Annotated in this window: 19 protein-coding genes; 12 read left to right on the top strand and 7 right to left on the bottom strand. The window is 75.0% G+C overall.

The window, feature by feature from the left end; genetic code table 11:
• The first annotated feature begins 257 nt into the window (after positions 1-257).
• The 6 genes from ACGRHY_RS20445 to ACGRHY_RS20470 all read left to right on the top strand — a co-directional run bounded on the left by ACGRHY_RS20445 (position 258) and on the right by ACGRHY_RS20470 (position 5,559).
• The gene (locus ACGRHY_RS20445) at positions 258-1,019 is read left to right on the top strand and encodes a metallophosphoesterase family protein (protein ID WP_394636771.1); all 762 of its coding nucleotides are present in this window, start codon (positions 258-260) and stop codon (positions 1,017-1,019) included.
• A 136-nt stretch (positions 1,020-1,155) separates the two neighbouring features.
• Complete coding sequence (locus ACGRHY_RS20450) at positions 1,156-1,605, top strand: SRPBCC family protein (protein ID WP_394636772.1); 450 nt, start codon at positions 1,156-1,158, stop codon at positions 1,603-1,605.
• 29 nt (positions 1,606-1,634) lie between these two features.
• The gene (locus ACGRHY_RS20455) at positions 1,635-2,912 is read left to right on the top strand and encodes an ArsA family ATPase (protein ID WP_394638131.1); all 1,278 of its coding nucleotides are present in this window, start codon (positions 1,635-1,637) and stop codon (positions 2,910-2,912) included.
• Between the two features lie 138 nt (positions 2,913-3,050).
• A complete protein-coding gene (locus ACGRHY_RS20460; protein WP_394636773.1) occupies positions 3,051-3,596 on the top strand; it encodes a DUF5304 family protein in 546 nt (181 codons plus the stop codon).
• Positions 3,597-3,781: 185 nt separating this feature from the next.
• The gene (locus tag ACGRHY_RS20465; protein ID WP_394636774.1) at positions 3,782-4,723 is read left to right on the top strand and encodes an ROK family glucokinase; all 942 of its coding nucleotides are present in this window, start codon (positions 3,782-3,784) and stop codon (positions 4,721-4,723) included.
• A 143-nt stretch (positions 4,724-4,866) separates the two neighbouring features.
• Positions 4,867-5,559, top strand: coding sequence for an endonuclease/exonuclease/phosphatase family protein (locus tag ACGRHY_RS20470; protein WP_394638132.1), 693 nt, complete (start codon positions 4,867-4,869; stop codon positions 5,557-5,559).
• 51 nt (positions 5,560-5,610) lie between these two features.
• Here the strand turns inward: ACGRHY_RS20470 and ACGRHY_RS20475 are convergent, their stop codons facing one another.
• Together ACGRHY_RS20475 and ACGRHY_RS20480 are read right to left on the bottom strand one after the other, a co-directional pair.
• Positions 5,611-6,180 (bottom strand): hypothetical protein, encoded by a 570-nt coding sequence (locus ACGRHY_RS20475; protein WP_394636775.1) that lies wholly within the window; start codon positions 6,178-6,180, stop codon positions 5,611-5,613.
• Positions 6,167-6,937 carry an alpha/beta hydrolase gene (locus ACGRHY_RS20480; protein ID WP_394636776.1) on the bottom strand — a complete coding sequence of 257 codons (771 nt, stop codon included), beginning with the start codon at positions 6,935-6,937 and terminating at the stop codon, positions 6,167-6,169. The genes ACGRHY_RS20475 and ACGRHY_RS20480 overlap by 14 nt, the downstream gene beginning before the upstream one ends.
• Positions 6,938-7,134: 197 nt before the next feature.
• Here ACGRHY_RS20480 and ACGRHY_RS20485 point away from each other — a divergent pair, with 197 nt between their 5' ends.
• The 4 genes from ACGRHY_RS20485 to ACGRHY_RS20500 all read left to right on the top strand — a co-directional run bounded on the left by ACGRHY_RS20485 (position 7,135) and on the right by ACGRHY_RS20500 (position 11,145).
• Entirely contained in the window at positions 7,135-7,953 is an 819-nt protein-coding gene (locus tag ACGRHY_RS20485) for a lysophospholipid acyltransferase family protein (protein ID WP_394636777.1), read from the top strand.
• Positions 7,954-7,984: 31 nt separating this feature from the next.
• Positions 7,985-9,223 carry a MacS family sensor histidine kinase gene (gene macS, locus ACGRHY_RS20490; protein ID WP_394638133.1) on the top strand — a complete coding sequence of 413 codons (1,239 nt, stop codon included), beginning with the start codon at positions 7,985-7,987 and terminating at the stop codon, positions 9,221-9,223.
• Positions 9,223-9,936, top strand: a complete 714-nt coding sequence (locus ACGRHY_RS20495; RefSeq protein WP_394636778.1) for a response regulator — start codon at positions 9,223-9,225, stop codon at positions 9,934-9,936. Before macS ends, ACGRHY_RS20495 begins: the two co-directional genes overlap by 1 nt.
• Positions 9,937-10,107: 171 nt before the next feature.
• The gene (locus ACGRHY_RS20500; RefSeq protein WP_394636779.1) at positions 10,108-11,145 is read left to right on the top strand and encodes a 6-phosphofructokinase; all 1,038 of its coding nucleotides are present in this window, start codon (positions 10,108-10,110) and stop codon (positions 11,143-11,145) included.
• Positions 11,146-11,236: 91 nt separating this feature from the next.
• Here ACGRHY_RS20500 and ACGRHY_RS20505 read toward each other — a convergent pair whose 3' ends face one another.
• Positions 11,237-13,168, bottom strand: coding sequence for an anthranilate synthase family protein (locus tag ACGRHY_RS20505; protein ID WP_394638134.1), 1,932 nt, complete (start codon positions 13,166-13,168; stop codon positions 11,237-11,239).
• 353 nt (positions 13,169-13,521) lie between these two features.
• On the opposite strand from ACGRHY_RS20505, the gene ACGRHY_RS20510 reads away from it, so the two are divergent.
• On the top strand, positions 13,522-14,871 hold the full coding sequence (locus ACGRHY_RS20510; protein WP_394636780.1) for a class II 3-deoxy-7-phosphoheptulonate synthase: 1,350 nt from the start codon (positions 13,522-13,524) through the stop codon (positions 14,869-14,871).
• Positions 14,872-15,111: 240 nt separating this feature from the next.
• Positions 15,112-15,735 (top strand): sulfite oxidase-like oxidoreductase, encoded by a 624-nt coding sequence (locus ACGRHY_RS20515; protein ID WP_394636781.1) that lies wholly within the window; start codon positions 15,112-15,114, stop codon positions 15,733-15,735.
• 48 nt (positions 15,736-15,783) lie between these two features.
• Here ACGRHY_RS20515 and ACGRHY_RS20520 read toward each other — a convergent pair whose 3' ends face one another.
• The 4 genes from ACGRHY_RS20520 to ACGRHY_RS20535 form a co-directional block, all read right to left on the bottom strand.
• Complete coding sequence (locus tag ACGRHY_RS20520; protein ID WP_394636782.1) at positions 15,784-16,734, bottom strand: deoxyribonuclease IV; 951 nt, start codon at positions 16,732-16,734, stop codon at positions 15,784-15,786.
• Between the two features lie 93 nt (positions 16,735-16,827).
• Entirely contained in the window at positions 16,828-17,667 is an 840-nt protein-coding gene (locus tag ACGRHY_RS20525) for a transglycosylase SLT domain-containing protein (RefSeq protein WP_394636783.1), read from the bottom strand.
• 363 nt (positions 17,668-18,030) lie between these two features.
• A complete protein-coding gene (gene pknB, locus ACGRHY_RS20530) occupies positions 18,031-20,010 on the bottom strand; it encodes a Stk1 family PASTA domain-containing Ser/Thr kinase (RefSeq protein ID WP_394636784.1) in 1,980 nt (659 codons plus the stop codon).
• Positions 20,011-20,148: 138 nt separating this feature from the next.
• Positions 20,149-20,946: a thiazole synthase gene (locus ACGRHY_RS20535; protein WP_394636785.1), complete on the bottom strand. Its 798-nt coding sequence runs from the start codon at positions 20,944-20,946 to the stop codon at positions 20,149-20,151.
• Positions 20,947-20,950: the final 4 nt, after the last annotated feature.

A 20,950-nucleotide genomic window follows, 5' to 3' on the forward strand; every position in this document is an offset into this window, starting at 1 on the left:
GCCGCGGATCCGCCGGGAAACGGACCTCCGTCGGCTCTGGCCCAAGACAGACGTCTTGAGGGTGGACGGCCACGGACGTTACCCACCGGTACGGTGCTCGGGATAGGGGGTGGCGCCGAGATGTTCGGTGCGTCACACACCACGGGACTGTCACCAGCAGGGTAGTCCACACACCCGGCGGCCACGAAGGAGACGCAGGTCCAAGGGGGTGCGCGCGGGCCCTCCGCGCGCCGGGGCACGGGTTCTAGGGTGGCCTCATGCGAGTCCATGTGGTGAGCGACGTACACGGCAACAGCCGGGACCTGGCCGCGGCCGGCGAGGGCGCGGACGCACTGGTCTGCCTGGGCGACCTCGTGCTGTTCATCGACTACGCCGACCACACCCGCGGCATCTTCCCCGACCTCTTCGGAGCGGAGAACACCACCCGGTACGTCGGGCTGCGCACCGCGCGCCGCTTCGACGAGGCCCGCGAGCTGTCGGCCCGGCTCTGGGCCGACGTCGACAAGGCGGGGGCGGTGGAGGCGGCCGTGCGCCGCCAGTACGCCGAGCTGTTCGCAGCCTTCCCCGCCCCCACGTACGCCACCTACGGCAACGTGGACATCCCCGCGCTGTGGCCCGAGTACGCCCGTGAGGGCATCACCGTCCTGGACGGGCGGACGGCCGACATCGGCGGCCTGCGCTTCGGCTTCGTCGGCGGCGGGCTGCCCAGCCCGATGCGCACGCCCTTCGAGGTCGACGAGGAGACGTACGCGGCCAAGGTCGCCGCTCTCGGCGAGGTCGACGTACTGTGCTCCCACATCCCGCCCCTGGTGCCCGAGCTGTGCTACGACACCGTCGCCCGCCGCTTCGAGCGCGGCAGCGAGGCGCTGCTGGAGGCCGTCCACGCGGTGCGGCCCCGGTACGCGCTCTTCGGCCACGTCCACCAGCCCCTGGTGCGGCGCACGCGGATCGGCCGGACCGAGTGCGTGAACGTCGGCCACTTCAACGCCACCGGCAGGCCCTGGGCCCTGGAGTGGTGACGGCGCCGGGCGGAGGGGAGCAGGGGTGCACGGGGAGGCGGGGGCGGGCGGGCCCCCGCGTCCGCGCGCGGTAGCCTTCCCCCGCAGACGGCGGCGGACCACGAGCCGGGCGCAGCAACGCGGAGGAGCCACAGGGATGGCCGAGCACACCAGGTCGAGCATCATCGTCGAGGCGGCACCGGCCGAGGTGATGGAAGTGATCGCCGACTTCGAGCGCTACCCGGAGTGGACCGGCGAGGTCAAGGAGGCCGAGGTGCTCTCCACCGACGACCGCGGCCGGGCCGGGCAGGTGCGGCTGCTGCTCGACGCCGGGGCCATCCGGGACGAGCACACCCTCGCCTACGAGTGGACCGGTCCCGAGGAGGTCCGCTGGTCCCTGGTGAGGTCGCAGATGCTGCGCACCCTGGACGGCGTGTACCGCCTGCGGGCCCTCGACGGCGGCAGCCGCACCGAGGTGACCTACCAGCTCACCGTGGACGTGAAGATCCCCATGCTCGGCATGATCAAGCGCAAGGCCGAGAAGGTCATCATCGACCGCGCCCTGGACGGGCTGAAGAAGCGGGTCGAGAGCGGAGCCAAGCCCTGAGCGCGGAGGGCGACCGGACGCGCACGGTCCTGGTCACCGGCATCGGGGGCGGCGGCCGCACCACCGTCGCCGCCGCCACCGCGCTGGCGGCGGCCCGCAGCGGCCGCCGCACGCTGCTGCTCAGCGCCGAGGATCCGGCCCTGCTGGGGGCGCTGTTCGGCACAGGCGGTACGGACGGGGAGGAAGCGCCCCGCGAGGTCGCGCCCGGCCTGGTCCTGTCCCGCCTCGACTCCGGCGCCGACTTCCGGTCCCGCGCCGTCGCCCTCCAGGAACGCGCCCGCTCCGCCCTGGACCTGCTGGGCGCCGAGCCGCTGGACGACGACGAGCTGGCCGAGCCGCCCGGGGCCGACGCCTTCGCCCTGCTGCGCGCCCTGCGCGCGGCGCACGACCCGGCCGCGCACGACCCGGCCGCGCACGACCCGGCCGCGCACGACCGCGCGGGGGACGGCCCGTACGACCTGGTCGTGGCCGACATGCCGCCGGTCGGGCGGGCCCTGCGCACCCTGGCCCTGCCCGAGCACACCCGGCGCTGGCTGCGACGGCTGCTGCCGCCCGAGCGCCAGGCCGCCCGCGCGCTGCGGCCGGTTCTGGCCCAGCTCGCAGGGGTGCCGATGCCCGCCCGCTCGCTCTACGGGGCCGCCGGCCGGCTGGACCGCGAACTCGCCGCCGTGCAGGCGGTGGTCGAGTCGCCGGGGACGACCGTGCGGCTGGTCGTCGAGCCCGGCCCCGCCGCCGTCCGCGCGCTGCGCGCCGCCCGGGCCGGACTCGCGCTGCACGGCCTGGAACTGGACGCCGTGGTCGCCAACCGGCTGCTGCCCACCGCCTCGCCCGATCCCTGGCTGGCGGGCCTGGCGTCCCGGCAGCGGAAGGCGCTCAAGGAGCTGCTGGACGACTGCCCGGCCGGCCCGGCGGCCGTGTGCGAACTGCCGCACCTGGGACGGGAGCCGCAGGGCCCGGCCGACCTCGGCGAACTGGCCGAGCGGATCCCGCCCCCCGGCCCCCGGCCCGGCCCGCCGTCCGGAACCGCCCCGGACGGGGACCGGGCCGGGGGGCCGTGGACGGTGGAGGACCGGCTGGCGGACGAGGGCGTCCTGCTGTGGCGGCTGCCGCTGCCCGGCGCCGTCCGCGAGACGTTGTCCCTGGTGCGCCGCGGCGACGAGGTCGTCGTCACCACCGGCCCGTTCCGCAGGGTGCTGCCGCTGCCCGCCGCGCTGTGCCGCTGCGCGGTGGCCGGCGCCCGGCTGGCCGACGGCGAGCTGACGGTGCGCTTCGAGCCCGAGCACGGTCTGTGGCCCGTGGGGGACTGAGGGAGCCGGTCCGGGGCACCCGGCGCCGCCGGGGCGTTCGGGTAACGTCGAAGAGGAGGGCCCGCCCGCCGGGCGGTCCTCCGCCACACGCCGCGGACCGACGCGGTCCCATCGCAGCCACCGCCCCAGGAGCCCGCCATGAGCGATGCCACCGAGCGCCCCTTCCACGCAGACCCCGGCGCCGATTCCGACGCCTGGGCCACCGCCTGCGAGGAGGACCTCGCAGCCGAGCGCGAGCGCCGCCGCGAGCGGTACGGGACTGAGCCGGGGAGCGCCGCCGAGGAGCTGCTCAAGCTGGCCGAGGCGGTCACGGGGAAGCTCACCGAACTCGGAGGGCCGCTGGCCGGTCCCGCCGCCCGGGGCGCGGTGCGGCAGTTCGCCCAGTTCGCCGACCGTGCCAGAGCGGCGGTGGAACCCGTCGTCGAACGCAACCCGGAGGTCTTCGACCACCTCGCCGCCGCGGGCGGCGAGCTGCTGGCCGCCTACCGCGCCGCGGTGACGGACCAGGAGGGGCGCTGGACCCGCCAGGGAGCGGGCGGCGGCGCGGCGGAGGACGGCGCCGGCCGGGCCGGGCGGGAAGAGGACCGCGGCGCGGCCGGGAACGGGCAGGAGGGGAAGGACGGTAAGGGCGGGGGCGGCGGGGAAGAGGGTCCGACCGGGTCCCAGCGGATCGACCTCGACTGACCTGAGCTCCGGCTCCCGCCCAGGCCGCAACGCCTTCGGGCAGCGCCCGGGCGGTATTGGGACAGCGTTCGGACAGTGTTCAGGCCTTGTACGGACCGGGTTCGGTTTCGCAGTCGGTCCGTTCAAGCCTCCGCCCTCCGGTACGGTTGTGCACAGCGGGGATCGACCGAGTAACTGAGGGACACATGGGACTCACCATCGGCGTCGACATCGGCGGTACGAAGATCGCGGCCGGCGTGGTCGACGAAGAGGGCGCGATCCTCGAAACCAGCACGGTGCCCACCCCGTCCACCGCCGAGGGCGTCATCGACGCCATAGCGGAGGCGGTCCGCACCGTCAGCACCGGGCACGAGATCGAGGCGGTCGGCATCGGCGCCGCCGGCTACGTCGACGACAAGCGGGCCACCGTCCTGTTCGCCCCCAACATCAAGTGGCGCAACGAGCCGCTCAAGGACGAGGTGGAGCAGCGCGTCGGCCTCCCGGTCGTCGTCGAGAACGACGCCAACGCAGCGGCCTGGGGCGAGTACCGCTTCGGCGCCGGCCAGGGCCACGACGACGTCGTGTGCATCACGCTCGGCACCGGACTGGGCGGCGGCATCATCATCGGGGGGAAGCTCCACCGCGGACGGTTCGGCGTCGCGGCCGAGTTCGGCCACGTCCGGGTCGTCCCCGACGGCCTGCTGTGCGGCTGCGGCAGCCAGGGCTGCTGGGAGCAGTACGCCTCGGGCCGCGCCCTGGTCCGCTACGCCCGCCAGCGTGCCAACGCCACCCCCGAGAACGCGAAGATCCTGCTCGCCCTGGGCGACGGGACCCCGGAGGGCATCGAGGGCCGGCACATCAGCCAGGCCGCCCGGCAGGGCTGCCCGGTGGCCGTCGACTCCTTCCGTGAGCTGGCCCGCTGGGCCGGGGCGGGACTGGCCGACCTGGCCTCCCTCTTCGACCCCTCCGCGTTCATCGTCGGCGGCGGCGTCTCGGACGAGGGCGACCTCGTCCTCGAACCGATCCGCAAGTCCTTCCGCCGCTGGCTGGTGGGCGGTCAGTGGCGCCCGCACGCCCAGGTGCTCGCCGCCCAGCTCGGAGGCAGGGCCGGTCTGGTGGGCGCGGCCGACCTGGCCCGCCAGGGCTGACGGCACAGGGGACGCGGGTGAGCGAGGCCGCCGGGAACGGAGACCTCTCCGGGACCGGAACCGGACCTGAGCCCGGGCGCACGGCGCCCGGGGGCCTGCCCGCGTCCCGCACCGAACCCGACGGCTCGGCCGTCGTCCGGCTGATGAGCTACAACATCCGCTCCATGCGCGACGACACGGACGCGCTGGCCCGGGTCGTCCGGGCCTGCGCGCCCGACGTCCTCTGCGCCCAGGAGGCGCCCCGCTTCTTCCGCTGGCGCAAGTACGCGGCCCGCCTCGCCCGGGAGACGGGCCTGGTGTACGTCACCGGAGGGGCGACCGCCACCGGACCGATGATCCTGTCCTCGCTCCGCGCCCACGTGGAGCGCAGCGAGGACGTACTGCTGCCGCGCACCCCCGGCCTGCACCGCCGCGGCCTGGCCACGGCGGTGCTTCGCTTCGGCCCCTCCGCCCGGCTGGCGGTGGTCTGCTGCCACCTCAGCCTGGCCGAGAAGGAGCGGTACGCCCAGGCCGGGATGGTCCTGGACCGCCTGGCGGGCATGGGAGCGGACGCCGGGGTGGTGGCCGGCGACCTCAACGACGAGCCGGACGGCCGGGCCTTCCGCCGTCTGGCCGCCGGCCTCCAGGACGGCTGGGCCACCAGGGCGTGGGGCGGCGAACTCACCTCGACCGCGGCCGGGCCCCGCAAGCGCATCGACGCCGTGCTGGCCACCGGGGCGGTGGAGGTGCTGGGCTGCGGCGTGCCCGCCGGCCTCCCGGGTGTCGCCGACGCGGACCTGAGGGCGGCCACCGACCACCTGCCGGTCCTGGCCGCCCTGCGCGTCCCCGCCGCGTAGGTCCGGCCCCTCCCGCCCAGCGCGGGCCCCTCCACCGGCCCGGCCGGCCCGTCAGACCACGGCGCCGCGCCCCGGATCCTCGAAGTCGTCGTCCTCGTCGTCGCGCATCCGCGCCACCAGCGCCGCGAAACCGCCCAGGAACCCGCCGATGCCCAGGGTGGCGATCCACCACGTCACCGGCTGCTGGAACAGGATGGTCAGCATCAGCAGCAGCGGACCGCCCAGGACCGCCAGCCAGGCGAAGCGGCTCGCGGGGTCCCCCTTGGGCAGCGGCGGGGGCTCGGGCGGCACGAAGTGGCCCTCGTCGTCCTCGCCGAGGTCGCCCTCGGACGGCTCGGCCGGGCTCCAGTCGCGCGGTCCGGAACCGGCCGCGTACACGGTGAAGCCGCGCACCGGGGAGTCGCCGGCCTCCGGCCCGGAGCGCTCGCCGCCCCCCTCGACGGTCCCGCCCCCCTCGGCGGTCCCGCCTTCCTCGCCGGGCTCCCCGGCCCCGCCGCCGCGCCGCTCCCGGTTCGGAGGGCTCTCGGGCTCCTTCCCGTAGGCGGCCACGATCTGGGCCCAGGCGGCCTCCTCGTCCAGGGGCTCCGGGCCCTCGCCGCGACCCTGCTCACGATCCGTCACGTGCCGTCTTCCTCGCTGCGAGGCGGGTGATGAATCCGTAGGAGTCCGCGAAGATCCGCTCCGCGTCGTGGTCCAGCGTGGCCACGTGCAGGCTCCGCTCCAGCACCGTCTCGGTGACGTCGCGAGAGGAGACCCGCTCGAGGATCAGCGCGGAGTCGGAGGGGGGGACGACGTGGTCCACCCGGCTGTGCAGGAGCAGCAGCGGCCGGGTGACCCGGGGCAGTTCCCCGCGCACCGTCCGCAGCAGCTCGTGCAGGGAGTGGGCGGCGTGCAGCGGCACCCGGTCGTAGCCGACCTCGACCGCGCCCTCCCTGGCGATGTCGCCGGTGACGCCCCTGGTGGAGGGGACCAGATGGCGCAGGAAGGGCAGCGCGTACCCCTGGATCCGCGGGAGGGTGGCCGCCGGGTTGACCACCACGACCCCGCTGACCGCGTCGCCGTGCAGGGCGGCCAGCCGCAGCGCGAGCGCCCCGCCCATCGACAGGCCGCAGACGAAGACCTGCTCACAGCGCTCGCGCAGCCGGCGCAGTTCGAGCTCGACGGTCGCGTACCAGTCCTGCCAGCCGGTGACCGCCAGGTCCTGCCAGCGCGTGCCGTGGCCGGGCAGCAGCGGCAGCGAGACGGTCAGGTCCCTGTCGGCCAGATGGCGGGCCCAGGGGCGCATCGACTGCGGGCAGCCGGTGAAACCGTGGCACAGCAGGACGCCGACCTCGCCGCCGTCGTGGCGCAGCGGTTCGGCACCGGGGAGCAGGGACACCGTGGATCTCCGTTCGGTGGTCGACTCGGTGGGGCGCCCGGCGGGGGCGGGCGGGGGTGCTGCCACCCTACGCGTGCGGGCGGTGACCGGGTAGGCCGGACGGCCCGCGCGGGAGCGGAACGGGGAGGGAAGCCGGTGCCGGCGGGATATGGTCTTACCGGCAGACACAGGAGGTTCCTCGGTTGTTGTACGGCGTCATGAAGCTCTCCCTCGGGAACGGGCTCAGGCTCGCGTTCCGTCCCTGGGTGGAGGGCCTGGAGAACATCCCGGCCGAGGGGCCGGCCATCCTCGCGAGCAACCACCTGTCGTTCTCGGACTCCTTCTTCCTGCCCGCGGTCCTGGACCGCAAGGTCACCTTCATCGCCAAGGCGGAGTACTTCACCACCCCGGGCGTCAAGGGCCGGCTGACGGCGGCGTTCTTCAAGGGCATCGGCCAGCTCCCGGTGGACCGTTCGGGCGGACGGGGCGCGGGCGAGGCCGCGGTCCGCAGTGGCATCCAGGTGCTGGAGCGCGGTGAGCTGTTCGGCATCTACCCCGAGGGCACCCGGTCCCCGGACGGCCGCCTCTACCGCGGCAAGCCGGGCGGGCTGGCCCGGGTGGCACTGGCCACCGGCGCGCCCGTCGTCCCCATCGCGATGATCGACACCGAGAAGATCCAGCCGCCGGGCAAGGTCGTCCCGAAGCTGATGCGGCCCGGCATCCGGATCGGCAGGCCCCTGGACTTCAGCCGCTACCAGGGCATGGACGGCGACCGCTTCGTCCTGCGGTCGATCACCGACGAGGTCATGTACGAGATCATGAAGCTGTCCGGCCAGGAGTACGTCGACATGTACGCCACGGCCGCCAAGCGGCAGATCACGGAGCGGGAGAAGGCGGAGAAGGCCGGGCGTGCCGCGCGGCACAGGGCCGGGAAGGCGTGCGTGGGCGACAAGACCCGGCAGGACGGGGAGCCCGGGGGAGCCGGGGGGCCCGGGAAGGCAGCCGGGGGCGGTGGGGGCGACGACAGAGCGGCCTAGGAGCCGCCGGGGGAGGTGCGGGGGCGTGGCGATGGCCGCGGGGATGTCCGTCGAGCAGCCGCTGTGGAGGGCGCTGACGGCCTACCGGGTGCTCACCATGGGGTACGCGCTGGCGCTGTACGCCCACGCCTACGGCGAGTACGTCCATCCGCTGGGCGCGGGCGCCTACCTCGCCGTCCTGGCGGTGTGGACGCTGGCGACCGTCCGCCGGGTCTCCTCGGCCGAGCGCTGCACACCGCCCTTCCTGGCGGTGGAGCTGGCCGTCGCGCTCGCCGGCATCCTGCTGACACCGGTGGTGGACACCCAGGCGCGCATCGACGCCGGCGGCCCGACCCTGCCGTCGATATGGACGGCAGGCGCGGTGCTCGGCTTCGCGATCAAGAAGGGCTGGCGCCGGGCCGCCGGGGCCTCGCTGCTGGTAGGCGCCGCGAACGTGGCCGCGGCGGGGGGCTTCGCGCAGGACACCGTGCACAACGTGCTGCTGGTGTGCATCGCGAGCACCGCCATCGGCTACGTCGTCGAGGTGGCGCGCGCCAGCGAGCGCACCCTGGCGCGCGCGCTCCGGATCGAGGCGGCCACCCGCGAGCGGGAGCGCCTGGCCCGGGACATCCACGACAGCGTGCTCCAGGTGCTGGCCATGGTGCAGCGCCGCGGCACCGCCGTCGGCGGCGAGGCGGCCGAGCTGGGGCGGCTGGCGGGGGAGCAGGAGGCGGCGCTGCGCACGCTGGTCTCCAGCGGTGTGGTGCCCGAGGTCTCCGAGTCCCGCGCCGCCGGGGGCCCCGCTCCGGTTTCCCCGGCCTCTCCGGCTTCCCCGGTCTCCACGGCCGCCGTGCCGCCGCAGGGCAGGGGCGCGGGGCGCGGGGAGGACGGCGGGGACCGCGACGTGCGCGCGCTGCTGTCCGCGTACGCCGGGAGCAGGGTCTCCTTCGCCGAGCCCGGCGCCCCGGTGCCGCTGCCCGCGGCAGCCGCCCGGGAACTGGCCGCGGCGGTCGGCGCCGCCCTGGACAATGTGCGCACACACGCGCGGGGCCCGTCGGGCGAGGAGGCGCAGGCGTGGATCCTGCTGGAGGACGAGCCGGACGCCGTGGTGGTGACCGTACGGGACGACGGGCCCGGCATCCCGCCCGGACGGCTGGAGGACGCGGAGGCCGAGGGCCGTATGGGCGTGGCGCTGTCCATCCGCGGCCGGCTGCGGGACCTGGGCGGCGGCGCGGAGCTGCTGTCGGTGCCGGGACAGGGGACGGAAGTCGAGCTGAGGGTGCCCAAGTGATGACGAGTGCGACCGGTGGGAACGGCGGGCGCGGCGACGGGGCCGTAAGGGTGATGGTCGTCGACGACCACCCGATGTGGCGGGACGCGGTCGCCCGCGACCTGGCCGAGGCGGGCTTCGACGTGGTGGCCACCGCCGGGGACGGCCCCCAGGCGGTGCGCCGGGCACGGGCCGCCGGGCCGGACGTCCTCGTCCTCGACCTCAACCTGCCCGGACTGCCGGGCGTCGAGGTGTGCAGGCAGCTCGTCGGCTCCAAACCCGCCGGCGGGTCCGCCGGCCCCCGGGTGCTGGTGCTCTCCGCGAGCGGTGAGCACGCGGACGTGCTGGAGGCGGTGAAGTCCGGGGCGACGGGCTATCTGGTGAAGTCGGCGAGCACGCAGGAGCTGCTGGAGGCCGTGCGCCGCACGGCGGAGGGGGATCCGGTGTTCACGCCGGGGCTGGCCGGGCTGGTGCTCGGCGAGTACCGGCGGCTGGCCGGCGACCCCGCGCCGCGCGGACGCGACGAGCCCGGCGCGCCCCGGCTGACCGAGCGGGAGACCGAGGTGCTGCGGCTGGTCGCCAAGGGGCTGTCGTACAAGCAGATCGCCGAGCGGCTGGTCATCTCGCACCGCACCGTGCAGAACCATGTGCAGAACACCCTGGGCAAGCTCCAGCTCCACAACCGGGTGGAGTTGGTGCGCTACGCGATCGAACGGGGCCTGGACGACGCCTGAGCCGCCCGCCGCCCGCCGCCCGCCGCCCGCCGTCCGTTCCGGCGTTCCGCCGCACCCGCCGCCCGTACCGCCGCTAGCGTGGCCGGGGCGGCCGGCCGGTGGTTCCGCCGGATCGGGGGAACCCGCCGAAGGAGGCCGGAAACCGGGAAACCAGGCGGTGAAGGGAGACTCATGCGGGTCGGAGTGCTGACCGGCGGCAGCGACTGCCCCGGACTCAACGCGGTGCTGCGCGCGATCGTCCGCAAGGGGGTGCAGGAGTACGGCGACGAGTTCACCGGGTTCCGCGACGGCTGGCGCGGTGTGCTGCGGGACGAGACCGTGCCGCTCGACATCCGGGCCGTGCGCGGCACCCTGCCGCGCGGCGGCACCATCCTCGGCTCCTCGCGCACCAACCCCCTGACGGAGGGCGAGGGGGCCGACAGGGTGCTGGGCACCCTCGCCCGGCACCGGCTGGACGCCCTGATCGTGGTCGGCGGGACCGCCACGCTCGGCGTCGCGGCCCGGCTCGCCGAGGACCACGGCGTCCCCCTGGTGGGCGTGCCCAAGACCATCGACAACGACATCCCCCTCACCGACTACACCGTCGGCTTCGACACCGCCGTCGGTGTCGCCACCCAGGCCATCGACCGGCTGCACACCACCGCCGAGTCGCACAAACGGGTGCTGGTGGTGGAGGTGATGGGGCGCAGCGCCGGATGGATCGCCCTGCACTCGGGCCTGGCGGGCGGGGCCAACTGCATCCTCATCCCCGAGCAGCCCTTCGACGTGGAGCAGGTGTGCGAGTGGGTCGAGTCCCGCTTCCGGGCCACCTACGCCCCGATCGTCGTCATCGCCGACAGCGCCCTGCCCGAGTCGGGCGAGATCACCCTGCGCCGCGGCACCACACCGCTGCCGGGCGCGGACCCCCGCGCCCGGCTCTCCGGGGTGGGCGAGTGGCTGGGCAGGGAGATCGAGCGGCGCACCGGCAAGGAGTCCCGCACCACCGTGCTCGGCCACCTCCAGCGCGGCGGCGCCCCCAGCCCGTTCGACCGCTGGCTGGCCACCCGCTTCGGCCTGCACGCGATCGACGCGGTGCACCAGGGCGACTGGGGCTCGATGACGGCGCTTCAGGGCACCCGGATCACCCGCGTTCGGCTGGCGGAGGCGACCTCCGCGCTGAAGACGGTCGATCCGTCGCTGTACGAGGAGGCCGGCGTCTTCTTCGGCTGATCCCCGCACCGGGGCGGCTGCCGGTGCCGGCCTCCGGACCGGGACGGCCCGGTTCTGGGGCCGCCCGGCGCGGGGCCCGGCCGGAGGACCCTCAGACCAGGACGGCGGCCAGCAGATCGGCCGTGATCCGCGCCCCCTCCAGCGTCAGCACCGACTCGGGATGGAACTGCACCCCGGCGAAGTGCGCCCCGCGCAGCGCGTGCACGTCCCCGCAGGCCGGGTCGCGGCTCAGCTCCACCCCCTCCGAGGCCAGCTCCCGCGCCCGCTCCGCGTCGCAGCGGGCGGTGTAGGAGTTGTAGAAGCCGACGGTCCGCTCCGTGCCGAACAGGTCGATCCGCTCCTGCGCGCCCTGGTACGGCTCGTCCTTGCGGACCAGCTCCAGGCCCAGCCCGGCGGCGATCAGCTCATGTCCCAGGCAGACCCCCAGCAGTCCGTGCCGGTGGCCGTGCAGCAGTTCGGCGGCGAGCGGGCGCAGCACCCGCATCTTCGGGTCGGCGCGGTCGCGCGGATCGCCGGGGCCGGGGCCGAGCACCACCGGGCCCGGATGGGCGAGCGCCGCCTCGCGCAGACCCGGCTCGTCGTACCGCCGCACCGCCACCTCCAGCCCGGTGGAGCGCAGCAGGTGGGCCAGCATCGCGGTGAAGGAGTCCTCGCCGTCCACCACCAGCGCCCGGCCGCGCACCGCGCCGCGCCCGGCGCCGGGGGAGGACGTCCGCATCCGCAGCCAGAACGGGGCCAGGTCCGCGCGCCGCGCGTCGAGCGCGGCCCGCACCCGCGGGTCGTCCGCCAGGCGCGGCCGTGCGGTCTGCCCGGTCTGCCCGGCCGCGCCGGCGGTCCCCGCGGCCGTCCCCGCCGTCCCCGCCGGACGGGCCGGGCCGGTCCGCACGCCCAGCGCGGCCAGCACCCCGGCGGCCTTGGCATGGGTCTCGGCGACCTCGCTCGCCGGGTCCGAGGCGCGCACCAGCGTGGCGCCCACCGGAACCCGCACCTCGCCGGTGGCCGCGTCGATGTCCGCGGTGCGGATGAGGATGGGGGAGTCCATCGTCTGCGCGCCGCCGCCGTCCCGGCCGAGCAGCGCCAGCGCGCCCGCGTAGTAGCCGCGCCCGCCCTCCTCGTGGCGCCGGATCACCCGGCAGGCGTTCTCCACCGGACTGCCGGTGACGGTCGCGGCGAACATCGTCTCGCGCAGCACCTCGCGGACGTCCCAGGTGCTGCGGCCGCGCAGCTCGTACTCGGTGTGCGCCAGATGGGCCATCTCCCGCAGCCGCGGTCCGACCACCACACCGCCCATGTCACCGACGGCGCACATCATCTTCAGCTCCTCGTCGACCACCATCGACAGCTCCTCGGTCTCCTTGCGGTCGCCGAGGAACTCCAGCAGGCCCTCCGCGGACGGTCCCTGGGCCGGATAGCGGTAGGTGCCGCTGATCGGGTTCATCACCACCGTTCCGCCGCTCATCCGGACGTGGACCTCGGGGCTGGCCCCCACCAGGGTGCGCTCGCCGGTGTGCACGGCGTACGTCCAGTACGCACCGCGCTCCCCGGCCAGCAGCCGCCGGAACAGCGCCAGCGCGTCGGCCCTGCCGTAGCCCTCGACCACGCCCCGGTAGGTGCGGCGGACGACGAAGTTGGCGCCCTCGCCGGAGCCGATCTCGTCCTCGACCACCCGGCGCACGATCTCCTCGTACGCGCCGTCGCTCACGTCGAAGCCTCCGCCGGTGACGCGGACCGCGTGGCCGGGCAGCGCAGCCGCCAGGGCGTCCAGGGGCACCTCGTGGATCTCGTCGGGGACGAGCACCGACAGCGGGGTCCCGTCGTCGGTCGCCTCGAAGCCGCGTTCGCGGATCTGCCGGAACGGCACCAGGGCGAGGGCACCCGGCCCGTCGGCGGGGACGTCGGCCAGCCGCTCCACCTCGCCGACCGGTCCGAGCAGCACCTCGACGGTGCGCCCGTCCCGGCCGGGGGTGCGGCGCAGCAGCAGGGCGAAGGGCGGGCAGTCGTCGGCCAGCAGGCGTTCCACCAGGGCGCTCGCGCCGGTGCCGGGGTCAGGGGCGCCGGGGGTCCCGGGGGTGCTCGTGCGGTCTCTCACAGCGGGTTCGTTCCTTCCTGTCGGGGAGGGAACGGCCCGCGCGCCGGCTGCCGGCGCGAAACGGCGAAGGCCGCCCCTCGGGCGGCCTTCGCGTCGTACGGATCAGTGCGCGCGTCGGCGGGCCGCCGAGGAGGCGGGCCACCACCAGGCTGCGGCCGTCACGGCCGGCACCGTCGTCTGCGCGCGCATGCCCGCACCCTACCCCCGCCCCCTCCGTCCCCGCAGGCTCCGTCTCACCCATCGGTCAGGCGCGCGGAGCGGCTGACCCCACCCCGTAACCTGGACGCGTGACCGTGAACGCCAAACCCGACGCCGGTGCCCGCACCTGGCGAGACCTACCCGCGGCGCAGCAGCCCGAATGGCCGGACTCCGAGGCTCTGCGCGATGTGATCGCCGAGCTCGAGTCCTATCCGCCGCTCGTCTTCGCGGGCGAGTGCGACCAGCTGCGCGCCCGCCTGGCGTCCGTCGCCAAGGGCGAGGCGTTCCTGCTCCAGGGGGGCGACTGCGCCGAGGCCTTCGACGCCGTCTCCGCCGAGCAGATCAGGAACAAGCTCAAGACGCTGCTCCAGATGGGGGCCGTGCTCACCTACGCCGGGTCCGTCCCGGTGGTGAAGGTGGGCCGGATCGCCGGTCAGTACAGCAAGCCGCGCTCGAAGCCGACCGAGACCCGCGACGGGGTGACCCTGCCCTCCTACCGGGGCGACTCCGTCAACGGCTTCGAGTTCACCTCCGAGGCCCGCACCCCGGACCCGCAGCGGCTCAAGCGGATGTACCACGCGTCCTCGGCGACGCTGAACCTGGTGCGCGCCTTCACCACCGGCGGTTACGCCGACCTGCGCCAGGTGCACGCCTGGAACCAGGACTTCGTGAAGAACTCCCCCTCCGGCCAGCGCTACGAGGCACTGGCCCGGGAGATCGACCGGGCGCTGAACTTCATGAACGCCTGCGGGGTGGACCCGGAGGAGTTCAAGACGGTGGAGTTCTACGCCTCGCACGAGGCGCTGATCCTCGACTACGAGTCGGCGCTGACCCGGGTGGACTCCCGCACGGGGAACCTGTACGACGTCTCCGGCCACATGGTGTGGATCGGTGAGCGGACCCGCCAGCTGGAGGGCGCGCACATCGAGTTCGCCTCCCGCGTCCGCAACCCGATCGGGGTCAAGCTCGGGCCGACCACCACGCCCGAGGACGCCCTGACGCTGATCGACCGGCTGGACCCGGACCGCGAGCCGGGCCGGCTGACCTTCATCACCCGGATGGGGGCGGACAAGATCCGCGACAGGCTCCCCACCCTGGTGGAGAAGGTCACGGCCTCCGGCGCGCGGCCGGTGTGGGTGTGCGACCCGATGCACGGCAACACCTTCGAGGCGGCCAGCGGGCACAAGACGCGGCGCTTCGACGACGTGCTGGACGAGGTCAAGGGCTTCTTCGAGGTCCACAAGAGTCTGGGCACCCACCCGGGCGGCATCCACGTGGAGCTGACCGGCGACGACGTCACCGAGTGCGTGGGCGGCGGCGACGAGATCTTCGTCGACGACCTGCACCAGCGCTACGAGACCGCCTGCGACCCGCGGCTGAACCGCAGCCAGTCGCTGGATCTGGCGTTCCTGGTGGCGGAGATGTACCGCGACCAGTGAACGGCGGACACCCCGGCGCACCGGCGCGTACCGGCACGCGCTGAGACGCACCGGCACACAGCGGCGCCGTGGGGCGCGGATCACAGCGATCCGCGCCCCACGGCGCCGTCGCGCCCGCCGCACGCGGACCCGGTCCGGCAAGCGGTCACCCGCCGCCTGTACCGGTGCGGCCCGCTCCCCGCACGGGCCGTGGTAAGGGCGCGGTCACGGGCATCTCCGGTGGTCTGTCACCATGGAGGCATGGTTCAGCCGGAAAGCCGCGAAGGGGAGCGCCTGAAGCTTCCGCCGGGGCAGCGGCTCCAGCGCGGCTGGCCGGTGACGCACTACGGCCCTGTTCCCAGGTTCCGGCCCGAACGCTGGGAGTTCCGCGTCTTCGGGGCTACCGCCGACGGGGGCACGCACGGCTGGAGGCACGAGGAGTTCTCGGCGCTGCCCCACGAGACGGTGGTCGCCGACCTGCACTGCGTCACCCGGTTCAGCATGCTGGGCGTCGAGTGGGGCGGGGTGCGCACCCGCACCCTCCTCGGACTCGTACCGCCCGCGCCGGAGGTCACCCATGTGATGGTGTGGGCCGAGTACGGCTACAGCGCCAACCTGCGGCTGGCGGACTTCGCCGCCGAGCACACGCTCTTCGCCACCCACCGCGCCGGCGAGCCGCTCACGGCCGAGCACGGCTTCCCGGTGCGGCTGGTCGTACCCCATCTGTACGCCTGGAAGGGGCCCAAGTGGGTGCGGGGCGTGGAGTACATGACCGCCGACCGCCGGGGTTTCTGGGAGGAGCGGGGCTACCACAACATCGGCGACCCCTGGCACGAGCAGCGCTACTCCTACCAGGAGGAGCCGGGGGACGGCCCCGGACCGTAACCGGCCCCGCAGCCCCCCACACGGCCCCTCCCGCCGTCCGAGAGCGCGTCAGCCCCTGAGCTCCTTCAGCCGGGCCACATCCGCCGCGTGCCCCTCCCCGCCGCCCGGGGTCTCGATGACCAGGGGCACGCCCCCGGTCGCCGGATGGCGGAACAGCTCGCGGAACGGCTCGGCGCCGATGCGGCCCGCGCCGATGTTCGCGTGGCGGTCCTTGCGGGCGCCGGCGACGTCCTTGGAGTCGTTGGCGTGGACCAGCCGCAGCCGCCCCTCGCCGGCCACCGCCACCACCTCGTCCAGCAGCGCCTTCATGCCGCCCTCGGCCGCCGTGTCGTGCCCGGCGGCGAATGCGTGGCAGGTGTCCAGGCAGATCCCGAGCCGGGGGTGCCGTTCCAGGGCGTCGAGGTAGGGGCCCAGCTCCGCGGCCCGTGCGCACAGCGAGGCGCCCTGGCCGGCCGTCGGCTCCAGCAGCAGCCACGGGTCCTGTGATCCCTCGCCGGGGTCCAGTTCCCCAAGCAGTGGCAGCATCCGCTCGCGCACCTGGGCCAGCGCCGTGGCGCGGTCGCGCCCGCCGGTGGCCGAGCCGGTGTGGACGACCACGCCCAGGGCGCCGATGTGCCGGGCGCGCCGCAGCGAGTGGCGCAGGGAGACCACGGACAGCTCGGCCGTGGCCTCGGTGTGCGAACCGAAGTTGATCAGATAGGGCGCGTGGACGTAGGCCGGGATCCCCTCGTCCGCGCAGGCCGTGCGGAAGGCCTCGTCCTGCCTCGGGTCGCCCGCCGGGGTGGCCCAGCCGCGCGGGTTGGCGACGAAGACCTGCACGGCCTCGGCGCCGATCTCACGGGCGTACGCCAGGCCCTTGGCGGCGAGTCCGCCGGCGACGGCGACATGGCTGCCGACGGGGTTGCGGGCGCGGCGGGACGCGGAGGCGGCCCCGCCCGGTTCCGCGGGGGAAGGGGAGGGGGAGGCCAGGGTGTCGTGCGGGGAAGGCGCGGTGCTCACACACCGAGGGTGCCAGGCCCCCGCGTCGGACGGCCCGGCGGCCCGCTCGTGGTGAGCGGGCCGCCGGGCCGCACGGAGGAGGCCCTCGGCCGGTCAGTAGGCCGAGTCGACGTTGTCCATGGAGCCGTACCGGTCGGCGGCGTAGTTGCACGCGGCGACGATGTTGGCCACCGGGTCGTACAGGTCGTACTTGGTGCCCTCGACGTGGTAGGCGTCGAAGGTGGGCTGGATCACCTGGAGCAGTCCCTTGGAGGGTATGCCGTTGCGGGCGTTGACGTCCCAGTTGTTGATCGCGTTCGGGTTGCCGCTGGACTCGCGCATGATGTTGCGGTGGATGCCCTCGTAGGTGCCGGGGATGCCCTCGCGCTCCATGATGGCCAGGGCCTGGCGGATCCACCCGTCGAGGTTGTCCGGGTAGGAGGCGGTGTCGCGCCGCTCGTGCTCGTACGCCTGCTCCAGGGCCTTCCCGTCGCGCTCGCCCCAGTTGCCGCGCTCGCCCCAGCCGCCGCGGTCGTGCGAGCGGCCGGCGGCCTTCTCGCGGGTGGAGCCGCGTTCGGCGGCGGCCTCGCGTTCGGCCTTCCCCTCGGCCCGGGCGGCGGCCTTCCCGGCCTCGCGCTCCTTCTCGGCGGCGGCCTCACGGGCGTCGGCCTGGGCCTGCTGGTAGGAGCCGGAGAACTGCGCCCGCAGGCCGCCCTGCCCGGCTGCGAGGTCCTCGGTCTGGGCGGCCGGCTCCACCGGGAGCGGGACCGGCGCGGAAGCGGGCTTCCCCTCGGGCGGGGTGGTGGCCTGCTCGGCGTCCGCCGGGGCGAGGCCGAGCGCCAGGGTGGCGGCGCCGGTGGCCGCGACGACGCCGATGGCGGAGAACTTGTGGGTGCCGGTCATGCGGGCGGTGCCGGACACGCGGAACCGGTCGAGAACGCGGAACACGGACATGGGGGAGGGGGACCTCTTCCGATCGCTTGCGTCGCGGAGCCGGGCCGGCCGGGCCGGTCATGGGACCGAGCGGGGTTGCGCCGGGTTCCTCTCCTCGGCGCTGGCGACCGTTGCATTGTTAGCGTCCGGAACTTATGAAGACAAAAGCGTGAAGTACTACCCGAGGTAGTGGATATTCTGCGGAAAGGGTCTTCAGGGGCCGATCGGAGCCGCTCGAGACCACCCGGGCCGCCGTGATGTCCACTACGCGGCTTCGTAGGTGATCTGGACCCTATGGGGTGCTTCACAACGGATGCCCGTTCAAGCAACCCTCCGCGCCCGTTCGGTGACACGCGGGGCGGCCCGGCCGGGCCGCCCCGCGTGTCACCGAACCCAGACGGTGATCTCCGAGCCGCGCGGGGCCCGCTCGCCGGCGGCGACGGACTGGTCGAAGACGGTGCCGGTGAAGAAGACCCTGCGGACCTTCACCTCGAAGCCCGCCTTCTCCAGGGCCCGCCGGGCCTCGTCCTCCCCCAGTCCCTCCACATCCGGGACCCCGACCATCTCCGGGCCCCTGGAGACGGTCAGCGTCACGGTGTCGCCCTCGGCTGCGACCGCGCCCTCGCGGGGCGACTGCCGGGCGACCATGCCCTCGTCCTCCTGGGAGAAGACCCGCTCCGGGGCCGTCCCCACCTTCAGTCCGGACTCCTCCAGCCGCTGCCGGGCCGTTCCCTCGTCCTCACCGACGACACCGGGCACCTCGACCCGCGCGCCCTTGGAGAGCACGAGCGCCACGGCCGTGCCCGGACGGCGGACACTGCCCGCCCCGGGCTCGGTGCGGGCCACCGAGCCCCGCTCCACCTTCCCCGAGAACTCCCTGGTCACCATGCCGGGCTCCAGCCCGGCGGCTTTGATCTTCGAGCGCGCCTCGCCCGGGGTGTCGCCCGTCACATCGGGTACCTCGACCCGCTCCGGGCCCTGGGAGACGGTGATGGTCACCGTGCCGTTGCCGCGGATGCGCTCACCACGGCCCGGGTCGGTGCCGATGACATGGCCCCGCTCCACGGTGTCGCTGTAGTCCCGGACGATCCGCCACTCCAGCCCGGCCTCCTCGACCGTCCGCTTGGCCCGGCCCTCGGTCATGTCGAGCACCCCGGGGGTCCTGGTGAACTGCCCGGAGTTGATGTACCAGACGCCCAGCACCGCGCCGAGGACCAGCAGGGCGGCGGTGATCAGCGCCGGCGCCGAACGCCCGGGCCCGCGGCCCGCCCCCCGCCGTCGGCGCGCACCCGGTCCGGGCGGGCCCGGGTCCCGGGACTGCGTGCGCACGGCGGCCGGCCGGGGCAGGACGGAGGTGCGGTTCAGGGCCTCCACGCCCCCCTCCGGACCGGGGCCGCCCGCGGGGGCCCCCGGCGTGCTGCCGCGCGGGAGGACGGCCGTGCTGTCCTCGGAGCCGGCGGGAACGGGGGAGCCGTCCCGGCCGGCGGCGGCCGGGGGCAGCGCGTCGAGCTGCTCACGGGTCAGCGCCTCCCGCACGGCCCCGACCTCGGCGAGCAGCTCAACGGCGTCGGCCGGCCGCAGTCCCGGATCGCGGGCGGCGGTGCGGGCCACCAGGTCGTCCAGGGCGGGGGCGAGGCCGGGCACGGCGGCCGAGGGGGCCGGGACGTCCTCCTGGAGGTGCTGGTAGAGCACCTGGGCCGGGGTGCCGCCGGCGTGCGGCTTGGAGCCGGTCAGCATCTCGTACAGCACCACGCCGCAGGCGTAGACGTCCGCGCGGGCGTCGGCGGTGCCGTGCTCGATCTGCTCGGGCGCCAGGTAGGAGACGGTGCCCAGCACCGATCCGGTGGAGGCGGACGTCCGGGAGCCCACGGCCCGCACCAGACCGAAGTCGGCCACCTTGACCCGCCCGTCGTCCCCTATCAGGACGTTCTCCGGCTTCACGTCGCGGTGCACCAGACCGGCCAGATGGGCGGCGCCCAGCGCGGCGAGCACGGCCTCCAGGACGTCCAGCGCGGCGCGCGGCTGGAGCGCCCCGCGCTCGCGCAGCACGTCGCGCAGCGTGCAGCCCTGGACGTACTCCATGGCGAGGTAGACGTAGCCGCCGTCCTCGCCCTGGTCGAAGACCCCCACCACGTTCGGGTGGGCCAGACGGGCCGCGGACTTGGCCTCCCGGATGAACCGTTCGACGAACGAGGCGTCGGCCGCGAGGGAGGGGTGCATCACCTTCAGGGCGAGCTCCCGGTCCAGCCGGGTGTCCGTCGCCCGGTAGACCGTTGCCATGCCGCCGACGGCGATCCGCGCCTCCACGCGGTACCGGCCGTCGAGCACGTGCCCGATCAACGGGTCCCGAAGGGTCGTGTCCACGTCGCAGAGTCTACGAGCCGCCGCCCGCACGGCCGACCGCACCGGCGCAGACGCACCGGAGTGCGGCGCAACGGTGACGAAACCGCCGCCGCGCCGCGACATCGGTACGGCCTTCGGGGGACGGCCCCCGAAGGCCGGTCACCCGAAGGCCGGCCGCTCCGGGTCGAGGTCCGCCGTCCCCTCCGCCGGCGAGGAGGCCAGCGCGAAGTGTCGGCGCGGGATCCGGCCCGCCCGGTACGCCAGCCGCCCCGCCTCCACCGCGTGCCGCATCGCCTCGGCCATCAGCGCCGGCTCCTGGGCGCGGGTGACGGCGGAGGCCAGCATCACCGCCGCGCAGCCCAGCTCCATGGCGAGGGCGGCGTCCGAGGCGGTGCCCGCGCCCGCGTCCAGGACGACCGGGACGGACGCCCGCTCGGTGATCAGCCGGAAGTTGTGCGGGTTGCGGATGCCCAGTCCGGAGCCGATGGGCGAGCCCAGCGGCATGATCGCCGCGCAGCCCACGTCCTCCAGCCGCCGCGCCAGCACCGGGTCGTCGCTGGTGTACGGCAGGACGGTGAAGCCGTCGTCGACCAGCGTCTCGGCGGCCTCCAGCAGCTCCACCGGGTCGGGCAGCAGGGTGCGTTCGTCGGCGACGACCTCCAGCTTGATCCAGTCGGTGCCCAGCGCCTCGCGGGCCAGCCGGGCGGTGAGCACGGCCTCCCCGGCGGTGAAGCAGCCGGCGGTGTTGGGCAGTACGCGGATGCCGTGCCGCTTCAGCACCGACAGCACCGAACCGGAGACGGTCGGATCCAGGCGCCGCATCGCCACGGTGGTCAGTTCGGTGCCCGAGGCGAGCAGCGCCCGCTCCAGCACCTCCAGGCTGGGCGCGCCGCCCGTGCCCATGATGAGGCGGGAGGTGAAGGCGGTGCCGCCGATGGTGAGGGTGTCGTCCGCCATGGCC

Source organism: Streptomyces shinuiensis (assembly GCF_043660855.1).
In the GTDB taxonomy this organism is placed as follows: domain Bacteria; phylum Actinomycetota; class Actinomycetes; order Streptomycetales; family Streptomycetaceae; genus Streptomyces.

Bases quoted from the DNA above. Each gene is read 5' to 3' on its own strand.
- ACGRHY_RS20465 (WP_394636774.1), top strand. From the start codon at position 3,782: ATGGGACTCACCATCGGCGTCGACATCGGCGGTACGAAGATCGCGGCC.
- ACGRHY_RS20500 (WP_394636779.1), top strand. From the start codon at position 10,108: ATGCGGGTCGGAGTGCTGACCGGCGGCAGCGACTGCCCCGGACTCAAC.
- ACGRHY_RS20535 (WP_394636785.1), bottom strand. From the start codon at position 20,946: ATGGCGGACGACACCCTCACCATCGGCGGCACCGCCTTCACCTCCCGC.
- ACGRHY_RS20445 (WP_394636771.1), top strand. From the start codon at position 258: ATGCGAGTCCATGTGGTGAGCGACGTACACGGCAACAGCCGGGACCTG.
- ACGRHY_RS20525 (WP_394636783.1), bottom strand. From the start codon at position 17,667: ATGTCCGTGTTCCGCGTTCTCGACCGGTTCCGCGTGTCCGGCACCGCC.
- ACGRHY_RS20450 (WP_394636772.1), top strand. From the start codon at position 1,156: ATGGCCGAGCACACCAGGTCGAGCATCATCGTCGAGGCGGCACCGGCC.
- ACGRHY_RS20470 (WP_394638132.1), top strand. From the start codon at position 4,867: ATGAGCTACAACATCCGCTCCATGCGCGACGACACGGACGCGCTGGCC.
- macS (WP_394638133.1), top strand. From the start codon at position 7,985: ATGGCCGCGGGGATGTCCGTCGAGCAGCCGCTGTGGAGGGCGCTGACG.
- ACGRHY_RS20485 (WP_394636777.1), top strand. From the start codon at position 7,135: ATGAAGCTCTCCCTCGGGAACGGGCTCAGGCTCGCGTTCCGTCCCTGG.
- ACGRHY_RS20495 (WP_394636778.1), top strand. From the start codon at position 9,223: ATGACGAGTGCGACCGGTGGGAACGGCGGGCGCGGCGACGGGGCCGTA.
- ACGRHY_RS20515 (WP_394636781.1), top strand. From the start codon at position 15,112: ATGGTTCAGCCGGAAAGCCGCGAAGGGGAGCGCCTGAAGCTTCCGCCG.
- ACGRHY_RS20460 (WP_394636773.1), top strand. From the start codon at position 3,051: ATGAGCGATGCCACCGAGCGCCCCTTCCACGCAGACCCCGGCGCCGAT.